The sequence below is a fragment of the Sandarakinorhabdus cyanobacteriorum genome, from assembly GCF_002251755.1.
Classification (GTDB): domain Bacteria; phylum Pseudomonadota; class Alphaproteobacteria; order Sphingomonadales; family Sphingomonadaceae; genus Sandarakinorhabdus; species Sandarakinorhabdus cyanobacteriorum.
In genome coordinates, this window is the sequence record NZ_NOXT01000124.1 from 100,669 (window position 1) to 121,592 (window position 20,924).

Genomic DNA, 20,924 nt, shown 5'->3' on the forward strand with positions numbered 1-20,924 from the left:
TGCAACCGCGCCCCCCCTGCCCTAACGCGAATCCCATGACGGATCGCTATCGCATCGCGGTGTTGGGGGCTTCGGGCTATACCGGGGCTGATCTGGTGCGCCTGGCGCTGACGCATCCGCGCATCGAGATCGTGGCGCTGGCCGCCAATGCCAAGGCTGGGCAGACGATGGCGCAGATCTGGCCGCACTTCGCGCCCTATCCGAACCTGCCGGTGCTGGTGAAGGCCGACTCGATCGATTTTGCCCAGATCGATGCAGTGTTCGGCTGCCTGCCGCATGCGGCGTCGGCGGAATTGCTGTCAACCATCACCGGCCCGCGCATCATCGATCTGTCGGCGGATTTCCGGCTGAAGGATGCGGCCACCTATGCGGCCTGGTATGGCGGTGCCCATCCGGCACCGGCGCTGTTGGCGCAAGCGGTTTACGGCCTGACCGAGTTTGCGCGTGATGCACTGCCGGCGGCGCGCATTGCCGCCTGCCCGGGCTGCTATCCCACGGCCGTGCTGCTGGCGCTGTTGCCGCTGGTGGCCGCCCACGCGATTTCGGCCGACAATATCACCGTCAACGCGCTGTCGGGCGTGTCGGGCGCCGGGCGCAGTCTGAAGGAAGCCAATCTCTTCCCCGAAGTGGCCGAAGCCGTGCACCCCTATGGCATCGGCCATCACCGTCACATGCCGGAAATGGAGCAGGAATTGAGTCTAAGGGCCGGCCGCGACGTGCGGATCAGCTTCACGCCGCACCTCGTTCCGATGAACCGCGGCGAGCTGGTCACGTGCATCGTCGAGACCCAGCACGGGGCCGATTATCTGCGTGAGGTGCTGGCCGATGCCTATACCCGCGAGCCGTTCGTGCATCTGCTGCCGGCCGGCGTGGCCCCGGCGACCCGCATGGTGCGCGGGTCCAACCATGTCGTGCTGAATGTGTTTGCCGATCGTGTGCCCGGCCGGGCCATCGTGATCGCCGCCATCGACAATCTGGTGAAAGGCTCTTCGGGCCAGGCCATCCAGAATTTCAACCTGATGTTCGGCCTGCCCGAAACCATGGGGCTGGAGCAGGCGCCGCTGTTCCCATGATCGAAACCACCCGCCTGATCCTTCGGCCGTGGCGCGACGATGACCGCGCGCCTTTCGCCGCCATGGGGCAGGACGCGGAGGTGATGCGCCATCTGGGGCCGCTGCTGGACCGTGCCGGCAGTGATGCCATTGTTGACCGGCTGATCGCCATGCAGGCGGTTCTGGGCCATTGTTTCTGGGCGCTGGAACGGCGGGACAATGGCGCGTTCATCGGCTTTTGCGGGCTGAAGATGGCGCCGCTGGGCATTGCCGGCCTGTCGGGCGTGCCGGCAATCGGCTGGCGGCTGGCGCGGGCGGTCTGGGGCCAGGGCTTTGCCAGCGAAGCGGCGCAAGCCAGCCTCGATTGGGGCTGGCGCCAGGGCTTTGGCCGCATCGTGTCGATGACCGTGCCGGCCAATGTGCGCAGCCAGGCGGTGATGACGCGCATCGGCATGCGGCGCCGCGCCGATCTGGATTTCGACCACCCCAATTTGGCCGAAGGCAACCCGCTGCGCCCGCATGTGGCGTTTGACATCACGCCATGAGCATCCACCCCTTTGGCGAGGATTGGCCGCAGATTGCGGAGGACGCCTTCATCGCCGCCGGCGCGCAGATCATCGGCAAAGTGGTGATCGGCGCCGGCAGTTCGATCTGGTTCAACTGCGTGCTGCGCGGCGATGTCGGGCGGATCAGCGTGGGCGCGCGCAGCAATATCCAGGATGGCAGCATCGTGCATGTGACCGGCGGCCGGTTTGACACGCACATCGGTGATGATGTGCTGATCGGCCATGGCTGCATCATCCACGGCTGCCGCATTGAAAGCGGCGCCTTCATCGGCATGAGCGCGGTGGTGCTGGATGGCGCCGTGGTCGAAGGCGGGGCGATGCTGGCGGCCGGCGCCCTGCTCACGCCGGGCAAGCGCGTGCCGGCGGGCGAATTGTGGGCGGGCCGGCCGGCCAGGTTTCTGCGCGTGCTGACCGAGACCGAACAGGCCGCCAACCGGGCCGGAGCGGCGGGCTATGCCCGGTTGGCGCAGCAGTATCGGGCGGGCTAGGCGCTATTTGTCCGTCCCCTTGGCCTTTCCCCATTGGCGAGCGGCGGTGTAGCCAAGATAGCCGGTGCCGAACAGCGCGTAGAGCGGTTCGGGCAACCCATTGAGATAGCGGGTCATGCCTTGCGCGATGTCGTTCGCCATCTGCGGCTGCACGGCGGCGATCAGGCCCATCGGGATCGACCACAACAGCAACGCATACATGACATAGAGGAAGCTGGGCCGGGCCCGGCTGGTCCAGGGATCGGCGCTGCCGGCTTCGGCAACAATGGCCGACAATTGGGTGGAGAGCAGCTCCAGTTCCTGGCTGTTCTGCAGCTTGACCAGTTCCAGCTTGGCCGCATCACGGGCCTTGGGATCGGGAATGATCTTGTCAATCAGGCCGGCGATGGGGGCGATCAGGGCGTTCAGAACCGACATGTTCGTGCCTTTCCGGTGAGAGGAAGGCAAGAAGATAACCAAATCGGTTCGTGTAGGACAGGCGCGGTGACGACGGCTGTTTGGGGGGCTGAATGGAGGAGAAAATGGTCGGAGCGACAGGATTCGAACCTGCGACCTCCAGACCCCCAGTCTGATGCGCTACCAGGCTGCGCTACGCTCCGGACCGGCGTGGGGCTTAGGGGCAATCGGGCGGCGATGCAACAGGCTTGTCACCTCAGGCCGCATTTTCGATGCCATATTGCTTCATCAGGTCATAGAGCGTCGGCCGGCTGATGCCGAGCAGCTTGGCGGTCAGGCTCATGTTGCCATCGCTGTAGGACAGGGCGCGGCGGATGGCCTGGCGGTCGGCCGCCTCGCGGGCGTTCTTCAGGCTGAGCGCCGCCTCGTCGATCTTGTTGACCAGATCCAGGTCTGCGGCGGTCAGGCGGCTGCCTTCGGCCATGATCACCGCACGTTTCATGCGGTTTTCCAGCTCGCGCACGTTGCCGGGCCAGCTCCAATCGGCCATGGCGGCGATGGCATCCGGGGTGAAACCCTTGAATTCGCAGCCATTCTCCCGGGCGAAGCGGTTGAGGAAATATTGCCCCAGCAAGGCAGCATCGCCCGGCCGGTCCTTCAGGGCCGGGATGCGCACGACGATTTCGGCCAGCCGGTAATAAAGATCTTCGCGGAAGCGGCCGCTGCTCTTCATCTCGTCGAGATTCTGGTGGGTGGCACACACGATCCGCACATCGACCGGAATGGTCTTGCGGCCGCCGACCCGTTCGATCACCCGTTCCTGGATGAAACGCAGCAATTTCACCTGCAGCGGCAACGGAATATCGCCCACTTCGTCAAGGAAAAGCGTGCCACCCTGGGCCAGCTCGATCTTGCCTTCCTGCATCTTCACCGCACCGGTGAAGGCGCCGCGCTCGTGGCCGAACAGTTCGGATTCCAGCAGATTTTCGGGAATGGCAGCGCAGTTGATCGCCACGAACGGGCCATCGGCACGGGCCGAGGCATTGTGCAGACCGCGCGCCAGCACCTCCTTGCCGGTGCCCGACGCGCCGAGCAGCATCACCGAGACATTGGCGGAGGCAACACGCTCCACCATCCGTGCAACCTTGATCATTTCGGGCGACTGGGTGACGAGCCCACCCAGCACCTTGTCGACCGCGCCGCCCGATTCCGCCAGCCGGCGGTTTTCCGCCTCAAGCGTGGCGACATGATAGGCGCGGCGCACGATCAAGCCGAGTTCGTCGATGTCGACCGGCTTGTGGTAGAAATCAAAGGCACCCAGCGCGATGGCGCGCCGCGCGCTTTCGCGGGCGCCATGGCCGGACGCGACAATCACCTTGGTGGCCGGGCGCATCGCCAAAATGGCTTCCAGCGTGGCAAAGCCTTCCGACACGCCATCAGGATCGGGCGGCAGGCCCAGATCCAGCGTCACCACCGCCGGCTGGTGGGTGCGCAGCGCTTCCAGCGCCGCATCCCGGTCACCGGCGATGATCACCTCCTGATCCTCGTAACTCCATTTCAGCTGGCGCTGCAGGCCGGGATCATCTTCGACGATCAGGAGCTTTGGCAGCAACCCGGGCTTGTCACTCACGCCTCTCCCCTTTCCAGCTGAACCATGTCAGGCGCTTGCCCGGCGGCGGGCAGGCTGATGGTGAAGGTCGTTCCTTCCCCTTCCCGGCTGGCAACGTCAAGCCGGCCGCCATGGGCCCGGGCAATTTCACGCGCCTCATAGGCGCCGATGCCGAAGCCACCGGGCTTGGTGGACTGGAACGGCTGGAACAATTCCTGGCGAATGAAGCGCGCCGACATGCCATGGCCGCGATCGGCGATGGAGATGATGAGCTGTTGCCCCGACCGCGCCGCATCGATGCGGATCGGGGAACCAGCTGTGGAGGCATCGATGGCATTCTGCAGCAGATGGGCCAGCATCTGTTCCAACCGTTCGGCATCGCCGTTGACGATCAGGGCATCGGCATCATCGGGCAGATGCAGGCTGAGCGCCGGCCAGGCTGCCCCGCGCGATTTGGCCAGTTGGCGCAGCAGGGCCGCCAGCGACAGCGGCCGGTCTTCCCCTTCGCCGCTGCGGGCGCGCTGGGACAGCCAGGCCAGCAAGGCGTTCATCTTGCCAACCGAAACCTTCAGCGTTTCCACCATGTCGGCCCGGAATTCCGGATTGTCGGCATGGCGTTCGGCATTGCGGGCCAACAGCGACAATTGGCTGACCAGATTCTTGATGTCGTGCAGGATGAAGGCAAAGCGGCGGTTGAACTCCTCGAACCGGCGCGCCTCTTCCAGCGCGGCCTGGCCGCTGCTTTCGGCAATATAGCTGCCGACTTGGCGGCCGAGGGTCTTCAGCAATTCCTCGTCTTCCCAGTTCAATGTGCGCGGCGCCATGCTGCGGCCCACCAGCACCACCCCGGCCAGCGCATCGCGGTTCACCGCCGGCACCACCAGCCACAGCCGGCGATCGTCCAGCAGCCAGCCCGGCACCGCTGGCGCGCCCGGTGCCTCGCCGCTGCGCACCCGGTCCAGATCAAGGGCCCGATCCTCCTTCTGCAGCCAGGCGACCAGTGGGCTGTCGATGGCGATGGGTTCGGGTTCGATGTGCGCCATGTCCCAATTGGCCATGGGCTGCAGCCGATCATCATCGGGCACCAGCAGCCAGCCGCCGCGGGCATCCAGCACGCGGGCCAGCGCCTGCACCACGCGGGTGGGCAGCGTATCGGCATCGCCGGGCGCCGAGATGGTGGCGATGAAGCGCAGCCATTCGGTGCGATAATCATATTGATAGCGATAGAAATTGCGGGCGATGGCCACCTTCAGCCGCGCCCGGAACCGTTCGGAGGCCAGCACCACCACGCCCAGCAGGATGGTGCCGAACAGGAAGGTGACCTGCAGCAGCGTCCCCCAGCTGCCGCCCACCAGCCGCAGCAGATAGGCCAGCAGCGACATGGCGATGAGGTAGAATCCGACGCCCGAAAAGGCCACGGTCTGGAAAGCGATGGCGCGCGAGACGCGGGCGCCCTTCACCAGGCTGTCGCGGGTGGCAAACACGAACAGGATCACCAGCAACGCGTTCACGGCGCCGCGGATATTGTAGAGATCGGTGGATCCGGGCGGCAGCAGGAAGGCAAAGGTGTAGAAGTTCAGATCATAGAGGAACAGGCCAGCCAACCCGATGGCGAGCAGGCGCAGGCCCGACCGGTCCGCCGGCAGCGAATTGATGTAGAAATTGTGCGCCAGCACCACGCCGGTGACAGAAACGGCGATGCGGGTGACCAGAAAGAAGCTGCCCACTGCACCGGCCGTGCCGGCAAACACGCCTTCGGTGGCGCCGGACAGATCGATGACAAGCTGCAGCGTCATCACGAAGCCGAGCACGCCGCCGACCCAGAAGGCCGACCGGGCGCTGCCACTGCCACCCAGCCATTCGGGGCGCAGCGCATAGAGCAGCAGGCCGATCCAGCCGGCGATCTTGATGGTCTGAAAGCGCGACAGCCAGACCTGGGCCGCCGGATCCACCACATAGGCATAGGCAAAGCTGCCGGCCCACAGCGCCGTGAGCAGCGCGGCGCCGGCCATCAGCAGGTTGAAGGTTGCCCGCTGGCGCGACACGGCCGCCACGGCTAGGCCCAGATAGGCCAGCAACGCCATCAGGTGGCTGAACAGGCCGACTTCGGTCAACGGAATCATGCCGCCGCCCTGTTGATGTCCTTGCCGATCATGGCCCAACCCCCGATTTTGCTGCCGGTCACTATCGCGCGCCGGGCAAACAACTGGCAAGCGTAACGGTACGGAAACGGCAAGACAAAATCATCACAACTTGCAGGCTGATCATATCATGGCTGATGATAAGCATGTATGCTATTATTCGCCATGACCATTGCCCAAGCCGAGTCGCCCCCTGCAGGCCGTTTTGCCGTTGCCGATACGATCGGCGTGCTGGTTTCCGATGCGGCGCGGCTGCTGCGCCGGCGGTTTGATGCCCGGGCCCGCGCCATCGGCGTGTCGCGGGCACAATGGCAGGTGCTGATTGCGCTGGCGCGGTCGGAAGGCAGCAGCCAGGCCGCCCTTGCCGAGCGACTGGAAGTGGAAACCATCACTGTGGGCCGCATGGTGGACCGGCTGGAGGAAGCCGGGTTGGTGGAGCGCCGGCCCGACCCGGCCGATCGCCGCGCCTGGCAGCTGTTCCTCACCGCGCGGGCCAATGATCTTCTGCTTGATCTGCAGCCGGTGGCCGATGCCGTCCGCGCCGAAATGCTGGCGGGCCTGAGCGAAGCGGAGCAGGCGGAACTGCACCGTTTGCTGAGCCGGCTGCGCGCCAATCTGCTGCGGGAGGGTTGAGCCGATGCACGCGCGTGTGGACACCGCCCCGCCAAAAGGCCGCTGGCGCACCCGGCTGATCATGGCCAGCGTGCCGCTGCTGCTGGCCGCCGCCGGCCTTTATCTTTGGCAACAGGGCCAGGGCCAGGTGACGACCGACAACGCCTATGTGCGGATGGACAAGGTGGCGCTGTCGGCCGATGTCTCCGGCCGGGTGGCCGAGGTGCTGGTGGACGAGAATATGAAGGTGAAGGCCGGCCAGGTGCTGATCCGGCTGGCACCGCGCCCGTTCCGCATCGCGCTGGATCAGGCCGAAGCCGAGCTGGCCAGTGCCCGGCTGCAGGTGCAGCAGCTGAAGACGGGCACCGGGGGCAGCGCCGCCGATGTGGCCGGCAAGCGCGAGGCGGTGACGCTGGCCGAAGCGGAGCTGGTGCGCCAGCAGGAGCTGATCAAGCGCGGCTTTGCCACGCGGGCACGGCTGCAGCAGGCCGAATATGATGCCGCCAATGCCCGCGCCGAACTGGCCCGGGCGCTGGCTGATGATGCCCGCGCCCGCGAAGGCGCCGGCCGCAGCATTTCGGTGGAGGATCACCCGCTGGTGCAGGCCGCCCGCGCCGCCCGCGACCGCGCCGCACTGGATCTGGAACGCAGCATGATCCGCGCGCCGGCCGATGGCATCGTCACGCAGACCAGCCGGGTGCTGCGCGGCCAGGCCATCGTGCAGGGCGTTGCCACCATGAGCCTGATGGTGACCGGCAGCGCCTTTGTGGAGGCCAATTTCAAGGAAACCGAGCTGCGCGACATGGCGGTGGGCCAGCCGGCCGAGGTGCGGCTTGATGCCTTTCCCGATCGGCCGATTGCCGGCCGGGTCGAGAGCATCGGCGCCGGCACCGGGGCGGAGTTTTCGGTGCTGCCGGCACAGAATGCCACCGGCAACTGGGTGAAGGTGGTGCAGCGCGTGCCGGTGCGCGTGGCGCTGCAGCCGCGCCGGGATGTGCCGTTGATCGCCGGGCTTTCGGCCGAGGTGAAGGTGATCACGCGGTGAGCACCGCCGCCGCCCCGGCGCAGCCGGCCGGCCTGCCCGCATCACCGCTGGTGATCACGGCGGTGGTGATGCTGGGCAGCTTCATGACCATTCTCGATTCCACCATCGCCAATGTCGCGCTGCCGCACATGCAGCCCAGCCTGAATGCCGCGGCCGACAGTGTGACCTGGGTGCTGACCAGCTATATCGTTGCGACCGCCGTTGCCACGCCGCTCACCGGCTGGCTGGCGGCGCGCATCGGCCGGCGATCGCTGTTCCTGTGGTCGGTTGCCGGCTTCACCATCACCTCGGTCATGTGCGGCCTCGCCGGAAGCCTGACGGAGATGGTGATCTGGCGCATGTTGCAGGGCGCGGCCGGGGCCTTTCTGGCGCCGCTGGGCCAGGCCTATGTGCTGGATGTGTGGCCGCCGGCCAAACATGGCCCGGCCATGGCCTGGTGGGGCGTGGGGGTGATGGTGGGGCCGATCCTGGGCCCGGTGGTGGGCGGCTGGCTGACCGACAGTTTCGATTGGCGCTGGGTGTTCCTGATCAACCTGCCGTTCGGGTTGATCTGCTTTGCCTGGGCCACGGCGGTGTTGCCGGAACCGGCCCTGCCGCAACGCCGCTTTGATCTCATCGGCTTTGCCATGCTGGCCCTGGGCATGGCGGCGCTGCAGCTGGCGCTGGATCGCGGCCAGCAGCTGGACTGGCTAGAAAGCTGGGAAGTGCGGATCGAGTTCGGCCTGGCCATCGCCGGCCTGTGGGCATTTGGCGTCCACGCGCTGGCCACCCCAGGCGCCATCGTGGACCGGCAGTTGCTGACCGACCGCAACGCCATGACCGGCATGTTGTTCATCACCATGGTCGGCTTTCTGCTGGTGGCGACCACGGCGCTGCTGCCCACCATGGTACAGACGATGTTCGGCTATCCGGTGGTGGCGGCGGGTGAACTGATGATGCCACGCGGCATCGGCATGATGATCGCCATGATGTCGGCCGGGCAATTGCTGGGGCGCGGCGTGGACCCGCGGCTGATGCTGGGCGTGGGCTTCACCCTCACCGGCGCCGCGCTGTGGGGGATGAGCCTGTTTTCGCCCCAGCAGGATGCCTGGCCCTTTATGTCCACCGGGTTTGTTCAGGGCCTGGGCCTGGGTCTGATCTTCGTGCCGCTGAACACCGTGGCCTTTGCCAGCCTGCCGATGGCGCTGCGCACCGATGCCTCGGCGATCTTCATGCTGCTGCGGAACATCGGCGGCTCGATCGGGATCAGCGTGGCGGTGGCGCTGCTGGAACGCCAGACGCAGGTGAGCCACGCCGATCTGGGCAGCGGCATCACGCCGTTCAGCCAGCCCTGGGCCGATCCCGCCGCCCTTGCTGCCGCCGGGCTGGGCGGGGTGGTGGCCGTACTGGACGGCACGGTGAGCAAGCAGGCAGTGATGATCGCCTATATCGACGTGTTCCGCGCCATGTCGGTGATGGCGCTGGCCATGCTGCTGCTGCTGCCCATCCTGAAGCGGCCGAAGCCGGCACCGCCGGTGCATCTGCCGGAGTGATCCTCCCCCTCTGGGGGAGGTGCCGCCCGCCGGGCGGCGGAGGGGGCCGCGCATGTGGAACGGGTGCGCCCCCTCCGCCCTGCGGGCACCTCCCTCAAAGGGGGAGGATCTGTTCAAGGGGCGTGCAGGCCGATCAGGCGCATCACCACGGCTTCCACCAGCATCACCGCCAGCCACCACAGGCAGGCCATGCCGATGCGGTTCCAGCGCTGGCCGGCCATGCTGAGCGAGGTGGCCAGCGCCGGCACCACGAAACCGGCCCAGATCACCACGGCAGACCCCAGGGTCATGATCCAGATTGGCGCCTTGGGCGGGGCCAGGATCAGCGCGCCGGCCAGGATGGCGCAGAGCCAGCCGGCCGAGATTAACGCGATGATCCAGCTGCCCAACCCCTTGGGCCGATCGACAAACTGGGCCAGCAACAGGCCAAGCAGGGTGGCGATGCCGATGGGGATGGCGTTGATGACGATATAAATCATGTTGCCAGCTTGCCGGCTTTTTGCCGCCATGCAAGGGGCAGCGGCGTTGCTTTCGGGAGGATAGGATGAGCGAATTGCCGGAACTGTTGCTGGGACGCCTGAACCATGTCGGCATTGCCTGCCCGTCGATCGACGATGCGGTGGCGATGTATGGCCGACTGTTTGGCGCGACTGTTTCCACCCCGGCCTTTGACCTGCCGGCCCAGGGCGTGCGGGTGGCGTTCATCGATGTCGCCAACAGCCAACTGGAACTGATCGAGCCGCTGGGCGCCGATTCCCCCATCCACGGCTTTCTGAAGAAAAACCCCAACGGCGGGCAGCATCATGTCTGCTTCGAGGTGAAGGACATCATCGCGGCGCGCGATGCGATGCGCGCCCGCGGTGCCACCGTGCTGGGCACCGGCGAGCCGCGGATGGGCGCGCACGGGGTGCCGGTGATATTCGTCCACCCGCGCGACACCGGCGGCGTGCTGGTGGAATTGATGCAGGAGCCCGAGGGGCATCATTAAAAAACAGATCCTCCCCAAACTCGTTTGGGGAGGTGGCAGACTAGGCGAAAGCCGGGGCTGACGGAGGGGCCTTTGCGGCACGCGCCCCTCCGCCTCGCGTTGCTCGGCACCTCCCCAAGCAAGCTTGGGGAGGACCTTTTTTGCCTCAGTCCTTCCGCCGGCCGCTCAGCAGCCAGCCGACCACAAAGCCCAGCGCGATGCCGGCGCCCAGCGCGGCCAGCGGCTGTTCCTGCACGGTGGTGCGCACCTTGGCGGTGCCTTCCTCGGCGACCTTCTGGGCGCGTTCCTTGACTTCGCGGGCCTTTTCCGGGGCGGCTTCGGCCAGTTCGCGGGCCTTGGCGGCGGCCTTGTCATAGGCGGCGGTGGCGGCATCCTTGGCCTTGCCGATCGCCTTGTCAGCCTGGTCCTTCAGATCGGCCTTGATCTTGTCCAGCTTGCCGGCGGCATCAGCGGCTTCGGTGGTGGTGATGGCGGTTTCGTCCGACATGGCTTGTCCTTTCAAACGGGGTTCGACCCTTCCAAGGTAATGCCGCAATGCGGCAATTTGAAGGGCGTATCACACCCCTCAATCAGTCGTCGGTCGAAACCTTGCCACGGCCTGCCTTGACGGTGGAGCGCACCGCCTTGGCGTCCAGCCGCCGCCGCCTTGATCCCAGCGTCGGCCGGGTCGGCCGGCGGGTGATCGGGCGGATGCAGGCTTTCTCCACCATCTCTGCCAGGCGGGCGCGGGCATCGGCGCGGTTCTGCGGTTGATCGCGAAAGCGGTTGGCGGTGATGACGATCACGCCATCGGCCGTCGCCTTCTTGCCCGCCAGTTTCAGCAACCGTTCGCGCACATCATCGGGCAGGCTGGGCGAGTTGGCGGCATCAAAGCGCAGCTGCACCGCCGATGAGACCTTGTTGACATTCTGGCCGCCCGGCCCGCTGGCGCGGACGAAGCTTTCTTCCAGTTCGTCTTCCGGGATGAAAAGCGCCATGATTGGCCGTCAATACCGATTCGGGGGGAGAGTTGCCATGATCATCGTGCATCATCTGAACAACAGCCGGTCGCAGCGTATCCTGTGGCTGCTGGAGGAATTGGGCACGCCGTATCAGATCAAGCATTACAGCCGCGATGCCACCACCAACCTCGCCCCGCCGGAACTGAAGGCCATCCACCCACTCGGCAAATCGCCGGTGCTGGAAGCCGATGGCAAGATCATCTTTGAAAGCGCCGCCATCACCGATTGGATCATCCGCAAGCACGGGCACGGCCGCTTCATGCCGGCGCCGGGCACCGACGCGCACGAGGATTATCTGATGTGGCTGCATTTTGCCGAAGGCTCGGCAATGACGCCGTTCCTGCTGGCGCTCTACACCGCGCGGCTGGGCGACGCCGCAGCGCCGCTGCAGCCGCGCATCCAGGAACAGATCGGTGCCCATGTCGCCTATTTCAGCCAATGCCTGGGCGACAACGACTGGCTGGTGAACAACGAGCTTTCGGGCGCCGACGTGATGATGAGCTTCATCGCCGAAATCGCCACCGTGCAGGGGCTGGGCGCGCATTTCCCCAACCTCGCGGCCTATGCCCGCCGCATCCAGTCCCGCCCGGCGTGGATTGCGGCGGCCGACAAGACGGAGCCTTACAGCTTCCGGCTGCCGCCGGCCTGATCAGCGCTGGCGGGTGGCGAGCAGATTGGTCGCCAGCCCGCCGATGATCAGTGCGGCGGCCAGCAGCTTCCATGGCGGCAGATCCTCCCCCAGCCAGATGGCGGTGGAGGCCATGCCGAACACCGGCACCAGCAGCGAGGTGGGCGCGACGCTGGTCGCCGGATAGCGGGCGAGCAGCCAGCCCCAGGCGCCATAGCCGAACAATGTGTTGCCCACCGCCTGCCAGGCCACCGCCGCCCAGATCGCCGGGGTGGTGGCGGCCAGCGCCGTTTCAATCGCCGGCCAGCCTTCGAACCACAGCGCAAGGCCGGCCAGCGGCGGCACCGCGAACAGCGAAGACCAGGTGATGAAGCCCAGCATATCCACCTTGCCGGCGGCGCGCTGGGCCATGTTGCCCAGGCTCCAGCCAAAGGCGGCGCCGAGCACGAGGGCGATGCCGGGCAGGGTGACCTCGCCGCCGGTGTGGCCGGCAATCACCGCCACACCCGCCAGCGCCAGGGCAAGCGCGCCATATTGCAGCCGCTTCAACCGCTCCCCACTGGTGATCATCGCCATGGCAATGGTGAACACCACCTGGGATTGCACCAGCAGGCTGGCAATGCCGGCGGCGATATAGCCATCAATGGCGATGAACAGCAGGCCAAACTGGCCGACACCGATGGCAACGCCATAGCCCGCCAGGATGCGCCACGGCACATGCGGCCGGCGCACGAAGAAGATCAGCGGAAACACCACGGCGGCAAAACGCAACGTGGCGAACAACAGCGGCGGCAGCGCGTGCAGGGTTACGCCGATGATGGCGAAATTGCTGCCCCACACGGTGACCACCGCCAACGCCAGCAGCAGCGCGCGGGGAGACAGGCTGGCGCTGGTCATCGCGCTTTGGCCAGCCCGTGGTACGCGACAGCCGCGATCAGCAGCGCCACACAGATATTGGCCGCCATCGGCACCGCCGTGCCATCGTGCAGCGCCGCGGCCAGCGCCGACGCCAGCGCGCCAACGGCAAAATTCACCCCGCCCATCAGGCCCGAAATCGCCCCGGCACGCAGCGGATCGACATTCAGCGCCCCGGCCGAGGCGTTGGCCGCGATCAACCCGTTGGACGACAGCGCGATGAACAGCGCCGGGAACAGCACGAACAGCGGCGCGCCCAGCACGGCACAGGCCAGCAGCATCGCGCCCGCCACCGCCGCGCCGATGCTGGCCGCGCCCAGCACCTGATCAGGCGTCGCCTTCCTGAGCAGCAACCGGTTGATCTGGCTGGCCCCCACCACACCCACGGCAAAGATCGCGAAGATCAGGCCGAACTGGCTTTCGCTATAGCCCCAGATGTTGATGACCAGATCGGGCGAGCCGGCGATATAGGAAAACAGCGTCGCGCCATTGGCCGCGCCGACCAGCAGATAGCCGATCAGCCGGCGGTGGCGCAGCAGCACGGCATAGCCGGCCAGCACGGATGTGGAGGCCGCCGTGGCGGCGGTGGCGGCAGAGCGGCTTTCATCGAGGCGCCACCACACCGCGGCGGCAATCGCCAGGCCCACGCCAATGAAGACCTGGAACACCGCGTGCCAGCCGGCAGCAGCCGCAATCCAGCCCCCCACCGTGGGGGCCAGCAACGGCGCGATGGCCAACACCAGCATCAACAGGCTGAAGATGCGGGCTGAATCGCGATGATCATAGCGATCGCGCACAATGGCACGGCAGGTGACCATGGCCGCGCAGCAGCCCAGCGCCTGGAAGAAGCGGCCGGCCACCAGCGCCTCGATGGTGGGGGCAAGCGCGCAGGCGATGCTGGCCAGCACATAGACGCCGCAGCCCATCAGGATGGTGGGGCGCCGCCCGATCCGGTCTGACAGGGGCCCGAAAAACAATTGGCCAACGGCCATGCCGACGAAGAAGGTGGACAGCGTGAGCTGCACCGCCGCATCGCTGGTGCCATAATCACGCGCAATCGCCGGCAGCGTGGGCAGATAAAGATCGATGGTGACGGCGCCAAAGGCCGTAAGGCTGCCCAGCAGCAGGATTTCGCCCAATGACGGGCTGCGCGACGGGCTGCGGGAGGCGGCGGGGGCATGCACGCGCCGGGGTGTAGGCGGACGGGCCCGATAAGGAAAGCACGCGTTTGGCGCAGGGTCCAATTGCGAACCCGGCGCAGGCGGCGGATCACGCCCGCGCCGCGCCTCCAAGATCGCCCTCGTCCGCCGCGTTCACGCTGTTGTGGCGCAGGGCATCGAGCACGGTGCGCACGATGCCGGCGGCATCCAGGCCGGCTTCGGCATATTGCTTGGCCGGCGCGTCATGATCCTGATAAACATCCGGCAGGCGCAGCGTGCGCACCTTCAGCCCGGCATCGAGCAGGCCTTCATCGCTGGCAAGCGTGAGGACATGGCCGCCAAAGCCGCCGATGGCGCCTTCCTCGATCGTCACCAGCACTTCGTGGGTGGCGGCCAGCTTGCGGATCAGCGCCATGTCGAGCGGCTTGGCAAAGCGCATGTCGGCCACCGTGGTCGAAAGGCCCTTGGCATCGAGCGTTTCGGCAGCGGCCAGCGCTTCAGCGAGGCGGGTGCCGAGCGACAGGATGGCAACCTTGTTGCCCTGGCGCACAATGCGGCCCTTGCCGATTTCCAGCCGCGTGCGGGTCGCCGGGATGGCAACGCCGGTGCCTTCGCCACGCGGATAGCGAAGGGCGATCGGGCCATCGTCGTACACGGCGGCGGTGTGCACCATGTCGGCCAGTTCGGCCTCGTCGCTCGCCGCCATCACCACCATGTTGGGCAGGGTGGACAGATAGGTGATGTCGAACGAGCCGGCATGGGTGGCACCATCGGCGCCGACCAGGCCAGCGCGGTCGATGGCAAAGCGCACGGGCAGATTCTGCAGCGCCACGTCATGCACCACCTGGTCATAGGCGCGCTGCAGGAAGGTGGAATAAATGGCGCAGAACGGCCGCATGCCCTGCGCGGCCAGACCAGCCGCGAAGGTGACGGCATGCTGTTCGGCGATGCCGACATCAAAGCTCTTTTCCGGGAAGGCCTTGGCGAACCGGTCCACCCCGGTGCCCGACGGCATGGCGGCGGTGATGGCGCAGATGGTCGGGTCGCGCTTGGCTTCCTCGATCAGCATGTCACCAAAGACATTCTGATAGGCCGGCGCCTTGGGCTGCGGCTTGTGCTGGGTGCCCGACACCACGTCGAACTTGACGACGCCATGATATTTGTCGGCGCTGGCCTCGGCCGGGGCATAGCCCTTGCCCTTTTGCGTCACGACATGGATCAGCATCGGGCCTTCAGCCGCATCGCGGACATTTTCCAGCACCGGCAGCAGATGGTCCATGTTGTGGCCATCAATGGGGCCGACATAGTAGAAGCCCAGTTCCTCGAACAGGGTGCCACCACCCTGGGCAAAGCCGCGGGCATATTCATCCACGCGCGCGGCGGCCTTCTGCAGCGGCGGCGGCAGCACGCGGCCGGAAATCTGCTTCAGATATTCGCGCAGTTCCAGGAACTTGCGGCTCGACAGCAAGCGCGACAGATAGGACGACAGCGCGCCCACCGGCGGGGCGATCGACATGTCGTTGTCATTGAGGATGACGATCAGGCGGTTGCCGGCCTGCCGGGCGTTGTTCATCGCCTCATAGGCCATGCCGGCCGACATCGAGCCATCGCCGATCACGGCAATGCCGCGACCCGGCCGGTTCATCATCTTGTTGGCAATGGCAAAGCCGAGCGCGGCCGAGATCGAGGTGCTGCTGTGCGCGGCGCCGAACGGATCATATTCGCTCTCGCTGCGCTTGGTGAAGCCGGAAAGGCCGCCGCCCTGGCGCAAGGTGCGGATGCGGTCCCGCCGGCCGGTGATGATCTTGTGCGGATAGGCCTGGTGGCCGACATCCCACACCAGCTTGTCTTCCGGCGTGTTGAACACATAGTGCAGCGCGACGGTCAGCTCGACAACGCCGAGGCCGGATCCGAGGTGCCCGCCGGTGTAGGACACGGCGTGGATCATCTCCTGCCGCAGCTCGTCGGCCAGCTGCTGCAATTGCCCGGGCTCCAGCTTGCGCAGATCAGCGGGAATGTTGACCTGGTCGAGGAGCGGGGTTTCAAGCTTCATCAGAACGGCTCGCGTGGCTGGAGACTTAAGGGGTTCCCCTTAGCGATCTTGGTCCGGCCTGTCATCACCAGTGTCAGCCCAGTTTGACACTGGACAGGCCCTTGCCACCAAATCCTTGATTTCAATCGCAATCAGCGCAGATGCCGCGCACTTCGATCACGGGGCGCACCGGGCGGAAACCGGTGGCGGCCGCCGCCGCACGCACATCGCCGGTGATCCGGTCATCATCGACATGAGTCGCCCCGCCGCAGCGGTCACACACCAGGAAGATGCAATCGTGCGGACAATCGGGGTGAACATTGGCGATGAAGGCGTTGGCGCTTTCCACCCGGGCGGCAACATTGTTGGCCACGAACAGATCAAGGATGCGATAGACACTGTTGGCGGCGATGCGGCGGCCGGCGGCGGCCGACACGGCATCGGTGACATCATAGGCCGACACCGGGCGATCAAAGCCGGCCAGGGCGGCAAACACCTGGGCGCGCAGCGGCGTCCATTGCTCTCCGGCGGCCAGCAGCCGGCCCTGTGCCGCCGTGGCCAGATCATCGCGGCTGTGGTGCTGGCCGTGCGTGTGCATCGCGGTTCCCATGCGCCTATATCAAGCGTGTCGCCGTGCGGCGCAAGACAGGGCTTGCACGGGGCCTGCATGGGGGGCTCACACCGTGCGCAGCGCCTTCAGATTCTGCCAGTGCGCCAGCGCCAGCAGGGTCACACCGGCCATCGACACCAGCATTTCAATCGATTCGCCATGCTCCACCAGCAGGGATGCCGCCATCACCGCCAGGCCCATGGCACCAATGAGGCCAATGGCGACCCGGCCATGGCGACGCCAGCCACGCCACAGGGCCACGGCCGCCAGCGGCATCGCCAGCAACAGGCCAACCACGTGCACGCGATGATCCAGCCAATCGCCGGTGAGCGCAAACAGGGACAGCAGCACGAACCCTGCCATGCAGTGCAGCAAGCACAGGCCCGACAGGCCAATGGCCAGACGATCGAGCAGGGAAGAGGACGGCGACGCCATGCTGATCATGTAACATTATCACATCAATCCGGCAAGCCACTTGGCATCATCCGATGTATGTAGAAAATATTTTACATCGCGCCACGAATCGCCTAGTGATGTAGAAGATCTTCGACACATGGCGCAAAGGGAGCACCGCATCCATGTCTTTCCGGGAACAATCAGGCTGGGCGATGGGCGCCCTGATGCTGGCCATGGCGGCCTGGTATTTCGGCCGGCTCGGCCCGGCGGCGTGGCAGCCCGGCGGCACGCTGCCGGTGGGCACGCTGATTGCCTATCTCTTCCTCACCATTGCCGGCAGCATCCTGGTGCAGGCGGTGCTGGCCATCCGCAACCGCGGCGAGGCCGGCAGCCCTGCCGATGAGCGCGAAGCCGCCGCCAGCGCCCGTGCCGTGGCATGGGCCGGGCATCTGCTCACCCTGGTGCTGGTGGGCGCGCTGCTGTGGTTCATGGGCCATGGTGATGGCATGATGCTGTTCCACGCCCTGTTTGCTGGCCTGCTTGCCAGCCAGGCGGTGGTGCATCTGGGCACGGCCTGGCTGTTGCGGCGCGGTTTCTGATGCCGGCGCCGCCGCCCATCGGCAACCGCGTGCGCGACCTGCGCGAAGCGCGCGGCAATGTCAGCCAGGCCCAGTTGGGCGAGGCGATCGGCGTGACCCGCCACACCATCATCGCCATCGAACAGGGCAAATATTCCCCCAGCCTGGAAAGCGCCTTCCGCATTGCCCGGTTCTTTGGCGTGGGGGTGGAAGATGTGTTCAGCTGGCACGGCTGAGCGCTGGCATGCTGCGCTGCAACGCGCTACACCCGGCGCATGGCCACACTTGCTGCCGCCCTTCCCCGTGTTGATGCCCGCCCCCGCGCCATTGCGGGCTGGCTGCTGGGCATCGCCGCCCTGGTGTTTGCCATGGTGGTGGTGGGCGGCATCACCCGGCTGACCGAATCCGGCCTGTCGATCACCCGCTGGGATGTGGTGTCGGGCACGCTGCCGCCGTTGACCGAGGCCGAATGGCAGCACCAGTTCGCCCTGTATCAGCAGTCCAGCCAGTACCAGCTGATGAACCGGGGCATGAGCCTGGCGGCGTTCAAGGGCATCTTCTTCTGGGAATATGTCCACCGGCTGCTCGGCCGGCTGGTGGGCCTTGCCTTTGCGCTGCCGTTGGCCTGGTTCTGGCTGAAGCGGCAGATTCCCGCCGGTTACAAGCCGCGCCTGCTGGCGCTGTTCGCGCTGGGCGGGCTGCAGGGCGCCATCGGCTGGTGGATGGTGGCATCCGGCCTGGTGGACCGCACCGAAGTGGCCCCGGAACGGCTGGCGGTGCATCTGTCCAACGCCCTCATCATCATGGCCGGCTGCATCTGGACGGCGCTTGATCTGCTGGATGGCGATCGGCCCCGCCATGACCGGCCGCGGGCCTGGGTGTGGCCGGTGGCGGCGTTGCTGGCCGTGCAGATCCTGTGGGGTGCCTTCACCGCCGGCCTGCGTGCCGGCCATGCCAGCGACACCTGGCCCTTGATGTTTGGCGCGCTGGTGCCCGATGGGATTTTGGCCAGCGCGCGTGATGCCATCGCCGATCCGGTGAGCGTGCAATTCCTCCACCGCAGCCTGGCGTGGGCGGTGGCGGCGGCCATCCTGCTGGTCGCGCTGCGGCTGTGGCAGGCCGGCGCCGGGGTGCGTGCGCTGGCCCTGGGCGGGCTGGTGCTGCTGCAGTTCGCGCTGGGGGTGCTCGTGATCATCAACCATGTCCCCATTCCATTGGGCGTCGCGCACCAGGGTGTTGCCGCGCTGCTGGTCGGCGCAACCGTGTGGGCAGCGCACTGGAGCAAGCGGGGCAGGCAGGCGGGGGGCCGGGCATGACCGCGAAGAATGTGCTGGGCACCGCCCTCGTCCCCTGCTCCACGGACCCATTGACCGGCTGGTATCGCGACGGCTGCTGCAACACCGACGAGGCCGACCGCGGCCTCCACACCGTGTGCGCGGTGGTGACGGAGGAGTTTCTGGCCTTCAGCCAATCGGTGGGCAATGACCTGTCCACCCCGCGCCCTGAATATGGCTTTCCTGGCCTGAAAGCCGGTGACCGCTGGTGCCTGTGTGCCGGGCGCTGGGAAGAGGCCCGCCGCGCCGGCTTTGCGCCCGAGGTGGTGCTGGCGGCAACGCATGAGAAAACCTTGGAGGTGACCATGCTGGGCCATCTTCAGGCGCATAGCATGTGATCACACCCTGGGACGGCAGCGATTTCGCCGGCGCCAAACTGGCCGCCCTGCACGATGGCCGCATCCTCACCTATCGCCGAGACATGATACCCGGCATCCCCTGGCCCGGCCTGATCGATCTGCCCGGCGGCGGGCGCGAGGGCGATGAAAGCCCGGCGGCCTGCGCATGCCGCGAGCTGGCTGAAGAATTCGGCATCATCCTGCCCGAATCCCGCATCTGGTGGGCCCGCCCCTTCCCCGCCATGGACGCGCCGGGGCGGACCGGCTGGTTCCTGGCCGCTGCAATCACGCACAGCGAGGTCGCCTCCATCCGCTTCGGGGATGAAGGCCACAGCCCGCAACTGCTTGGGCTGGCCGCCTTTCTCGCCGCCAGAGACGCCATCCCTCCGCTCCAGCAGCGGCTCCGGCTGGTGCTGGAGAGCGGAACAGCCACGTGAACCTGTTCAAGACATTCATGTCGTTGCTGCATGCAGACCATGGCAGCAGTCTGGTCAGCCAGCGGCGGGAGGCATTTTCCCTTCCCTTCAACCCACCCCTCAACACGCCAATCCTCTATGATCATGAGCGGCGACTGCAACGTCAGGGCCAGGTGCAGACGCAGCGCTCGACGGAACAATTCATCTGGTCGGCCGCAAGGGACGGCTTTGTCCTGCATTGGGTCACCACGGCCTTTGAATTCCAGGCTGCGGAGCCGATGCAAGGTCTAATGAATGGCATTGGCACCAGCTTGTTGAACAAGCCTGTTCTGCTGGCTGTCACCCCCGATGGCTCGATTTCAGATCTGATAAACCTCGACAAGGTGCGCTGCCAGCATCGCGCTGCCATTGCCGCCATGGGCGACCGGATTGCCACGCTGTTCGCTGACCAGCCTGCACTGACGCAGGACAGCATGGCAGCCTCCATCGCTGGAATGCTGAGCCAGATCGATGCGCAAAGCGACGCCCAGTTTGTCGACAGCCATTTGCAGGGCCTGCGCCTCTTGCTGTGCGAAGCCGGACCACTGCCCGCCGGCGAAGATATTGCCCTATTGGCGGCGTTGCCGGCACTGGTTGGTGAAGGCCTGATCCGAACCGACCTGACAGCCCGCCTGGAGTTGAACGCAGCCCGCACATGGGCCCGGTTCAGGATCGCCTCCGTCGCCGACCCCACCGACGCGGCCACGGCCGCTGGACCGATCGTCGCGGCGGCCCTGAAGGCGATTGCCGATCCCGACGCCCGCCGAAAGGCGGAGTCCCTGCTTGACGACCTGTCACCGCCTGAAATCGCTGATGAACTTGTGCAATTGTTCGATTTGCCGTCCGGTCTGGCCAAACGCAGCGATTACCGGCGCAGCATCAAAATCAGCGGCATGCCGCCCCGCCTCGAAACACGGAAATTTCGTCGCAGAGACTAAGGTATTCCAATACCACATCTCAAAACGGCGGATTTCCTTGACCTAAATCGCCGCTTGCGCGATATGCCGCTCCGACGCCGGGGCTTTTGGCCCTGGCCGTTTCGTTTTTG

Annotated in this window: 25 protein-coding genes and 1 tRNA gene; 14 read left to right on the forward strand and 12 right to left on the reverse strand. The window is 66.3% G+C overall.

Annotated elements, in window-relative coordinates; translation table 11 throughout:
* The first annotated feature begins 35 nt into the window (after positions 1-35).
* Genes argC through CHU93_RS15425 form a run of 3 tightly spaced genes read left to right on the forward strand, consistent with a single transcriptional unit; the run spans position 36 to position 2,106 of the window.
* Positions 36-1,073 (forward strand): N-acetyl-gamma-glutamyl-phosphate reductase, encoded by a 1,038-nt coding sequence (argC, locus tag CHU93_RS15415; RefSeq protein WP_094475038.1) that lies wholly within the window; start codon positions 36-38, stop codon positions 1,071-1,073.
* Positions 1,070-1,597: a GNAT family N-acetyltransferase gene (locus CHU93_RS15420; protein ID WP_094475039.1), complete on the forward strand. Its 528-nt coding sequence runs from the start codon at positions 1,070-1,072 to the stop codon at positions 1,595-1,597. The genes argC and CHU93_RS15420 overlap by 4 nt, the downstream gene beginning before the upstream one ends.
* Complete coding sequence (locus CHU93_RS15425; protein ID WP_094475040.1) at positions 1,594-2,106, forward strand: gamma carbonic anhydrase family protein; 513 nt, start codon at positions 1,594-1,596, stop codon at positions 2,104-2,106. The genes CHU93_RS15420 and CHU93_RS15425 overlap by 4 nt, the downstream gene beginning before the upstream one ends.
* A gap of 3 nt (positions 2,107-2,109) precedes the next feature.
* On the opposite strand, the gene CHU93_RS15430 is transcribed toward CHU93_RS15425, so the two are convergent.
* From CHU93_RS15430 to prsK, 4 genes are all read right to left on the reverse strand, one after another.
* Complete coding sequence (locus tag CHU93_RS15430) at positions 2,110-2,523, reverse strand: holin family protein (RefSeq protein ID WP_086117138.1); 414 nt, start codon at positions 2,521-2,523, stop codon at positions 2,110-2,112.
* Between the two features lie 105 nt (positions 2,524-2,628).
* A tRNA-Pro gene (locus tag CHU93_RS15435) sits at positions 2,629-2,705 on the reverse strand.
* A gap of 53 nt (positions 2,706-2,758) precedes the next feature.
* A complete protein-coding gene (gene prsR / locus CHU93_RS15440) occupies positions 2,759-4,132 on the reverse strand; it encodes a PEP-CTERM-box response regulator transcription factor (RefSeq protein ID WP_094475041.1) in 1,374 nt (457 codons plus the stop codon).
* Positions 4,129-6,234: an XrtA/PEP-CTERM system histidine kinase PrsK gene (gene prsK / locus CHU93_RS15445; RefSeq protein WP_094475042.1), complete on the reverse strand. Its 2,106-nt coding sequence runs from the start codon at positions 6,232-6,234 to the stop codon at positions 4,129-4,131. The genes prsR and prsK overlap by 4 nt, the downstream gene beginning before the upstream one ends.
* A gap of 183 nt (positions 6,235-6,417) precedes the next feature.
* Here prsK and CHU93_RS15450 point away from each other — a divergent pair, with 183 nt between their 5' ends.
* From CHU93_RS15450 to CHU93_RS15460, 3 genes are read left to right on the forward strand one after another with little or no spacing between them, the layout of a single operon-like run.
* Positions 6,418-6,885 (forward strand): MarR family winged helix-turn-helix transcriptional regulator, encoded by a 468-nt coding sequence (locus tag CHU93_RS15450; protein ID WP_094475043.1) that lies wholly within the window; start codon positions 6,418-6,420, stop codon positions 6,883-6,885.
* Between the two features lie 4 nt (positions 6,886-6,889).
* Positions 6,890-7,909: an HlyD family secretion protein gene (locus CHU93_RS15455; protein ID WP_243375719.1), complete on the forward strand. Its 1,020-nt coding sequence runs from the start codon at positions 6,890-6,892 to the stop codon at positions 7,907-7,909.
* Positions 7,906-9,441 carry a DHA2 family efflux MFS transporter permease subunit gene (locus CHU93_RS15460; protein WP_243375720.1) on the forward strand — a complete coding sequence of 512 codons (1,536 nt, stop codon included), beginning with the start codon at positions 7,906-7,908 and terminating at the stop codon, positions 9,439-9,441. The genes CHU93_RS15455 and CHU93_RS15460 overlap by 4 nt, the downstream gene beginning before the upstream one ends.
* A 113-nt stretch (positions 9,442-9,554) precedes the next feature.
* On the opposite strand, the gene CHU93_RS15465 is transcribed toward CHU93_RS15460, so the two are convergent.
* On the reverse strand, positions 9,555-9,920 hold the full coding sequence (locus CHU93_RS15465; RefSeq protein WP_094475076.1) for a hypothetical protein: 366 nt from the start codon (positions 9,918-9,920) through the stop codon (positions 9,555-9,557).
* A gap of 65 nt (positions 9,921-9,985) precedes the next feature.
* Between CHU93_RS15465 and mce the strand changes: the two genes are divergently transcribed.
* On the forward strand, positions 9,986-10,429 hold the full coding sequence (gene mce, locus CHU93_RS15470; protein WP_086117224.1) for a methylmalonyl-CoA epimerase: 444 nt from the start codon (positions 9,986-9,988) through the stop codon (positions 10,427-10,429).
* A gap of 145 nt (positions 10,430-10,574) precedes the next feature.
* Here mce and CHU93_RS15475 read toward each other — a convergent pair whose 3' ends face one another.
* Together CHU93_RS15475 and arfB are read right to left on the reverse strand one after the other, a co-directional pair.
* The gene (locus CHU93_RS15475) at positions 10,575-10,916 is read right to left on the reverse strand and encodes a DUF883 domain-containing protein (RefSeq protein ID WP_094475045.1); all 342 of its coding nucleotides are present in this window, start codon (positions 10,914-10,916) and stop codon (positions 10,575-10,577) included.
* Between the two features lie 82 nt (positions 10,917-10,998).
* Complete coding sequence (gene arfB, locus CHU93_RS15480; RefSeq protein ID WP_086117130.1) at positions 10,999-11,406, reverse strand: alternative ribosome rescue aminoacyl-tRNA hydrolase ArfB; 408 nt, start codon at positions 11,404-11,406, stop codon at positions 10,999-11,001.
* A gap of 37 nt (positions 11,407-11,443) precedes the next feature.
* Here arfB and CHU93_RS15485 point away from each other — a divergent pair, with 37 nt between their 5' ends.
* A complete protein-coding gene (locus tag CHU93_RS15485; RefSeq protein WP_094475046.1) occupies positions 11,444-12,079 on the forward strand; it encodes a glutathione S-transferase family protein in 636 nt (211 codons plus the stop codon).
* Here the strand turns inward: CHU93_RS15485 and CHU93_RS15490 are convergent, their stop codons facing one another.
* From CHU93_RS15490 to CHU93_RS15510, 5 genes are all read right to left on the reverse strand, one after another.
* Positions 12,080-12,955, reverse strand: coding sequence for an EamA family transporter (locus CHU93_RS15490; protein ID WP_094475047.1), 876 nt, complete (start codon positions 12,953-12,955; stop codon positions 12,080-12,082). It lies immediately after the preceding gene.
* Positions 12,952-14,157 carry a multidrug effflux MFS transporter gene (locus CHU93_RS15495; RefSeq protein ID WP_133064435.1) on the reverse strand — a complete coding sequence of 402 codons (1,206 nt, stop codon included), beginning with the start codon at positions 14,155-14,157 and terminating at the stop codon, positions 12,952-12,954. Before CHU93_RS15495 ends, CHU93_RS15490 begins: the two co-directional genes overlap by 4 nt.
* Before the next feature lie 85 nt (positions 14,158-14,242).
* The gene (dxs, locus tag CHU93_RS15500; protein WP_094475048.1) at positions 14,243-16,186 is read right to left on the reverse strand and encodes a 1-deoxy-D-xylulose-5-phosphate synthase; all 1,944 of its coding nucleotides are present in this window, start codon (positions 16,184-16,186) and stop codon (positions 14,243-14,245) included.
* Between the two features lie 121 nt (positions 16,187-16,307).
* Positions 16,308-16,775 (reverse strand): Fur family transcriptional regulator, encoded by a 468-nt coding sequence (locus CHU93_RS15505; protein ID WP_243375721.1) that lies wholly within the window; start codon positions 16,773-16,775, stop codon positions 16,308-16,310.
* A gap of 66 nt (positions 16,776-16,841) precedes the next feature.
* Entirely contained in the window at positions 16,842-17,210 is a 369-nt protein-coding gene (locus CHU93_RS15510; protein ID WP_165768776.1) for a MerC domain-containing protein, read from the reverse strand.
* Between the two features lie 143 nt (positions 17,211-17,353).
* On the opposite strand from CHU93_RS15510, the gene CHU93_RS15515 reads away from it, so the two are divergent.
* The 6 genes from CHU93_RS15515 to CHU93_RS15540 are packed head-to-tail and all read left to right on the forward strand — an operon-like array spanning position 17,354 to position 20,814.
* Positions 17,354-17,770, forward strand: a complete 417-nt coding sequence (locus tag CHU93_RS15515) for a hypothetical protein (protein WP_133064436.1) — start codon at positions 17,354-17,356, stop codon at positions 17,768-17,770.
* Positions 17,770-17,985: a helix-turn-helix transcriptional regulator gene (locus CHU93_RS15520; protein ID WP_086117123.1), complete on the forward strand. Its 216-nt coding sequence runs from the start codon at positions 17,770-17,772 to the stop codon at positions 17,983-17,985. Before CHU93_RS15515 ends, CHU93_RS15520 begins: the two co-directional genes overlap by 1 nt.
* 39 nt (positions 17,986-18,024) lie before the next feature.
* On the forward strand, positions 18,025-19,065 hold the full coding sequence (locus CHU93_RS15525) for a COX15/CtaA family protein (RefSeq protein WP_094475049.1): 1,041 nt from the start codon (positions 18,025-18,027) through the stop codon (positions 19,063-19,065).
* A complete protein-coding gene (locus CHU93_RS15530; protein ID WP_094475050.1) occupies positions 19,062-19,421 on the forward strand; it encodes a DUF2237 family protein in 360 nt (119 codons plus the stop codon). The genes CHU93_RS15525 and CHU93_RS15530 overlap by 4 nt, the downstream gene beginning before the upstream one ends.
* Complete coding sequence (locus CHU93_RS15535) at positions 19,418-19,858, forward strand: NUDIX domain-containing protein (RefSeq protein ID WP_094475051.1); 441 nt, start codon at positions 19,418-19,420, stop codon at positions 19,856-19,858. Before CHU93_RS15530 ends, CHU93_RS15535 begins: the two co-directional genes overlap by 4 nt.
* Positions 19,855-20,814 (forward strand): hypothetical protein, encoded by a 960-nt coding sequence (locus tag CHU93_RS15540; protein WP_094475052.1) that lies wholly within the window; start codon positions 19,855-19,857, stop codon positions 20,812-20,814. Before CHU93_RS15535 ends, CHU93_RS15540 begins: the two co-directional genes overlap by 4 nt.
* Positions 20,815-20,924: the final 110 nt, after the last annotated feature.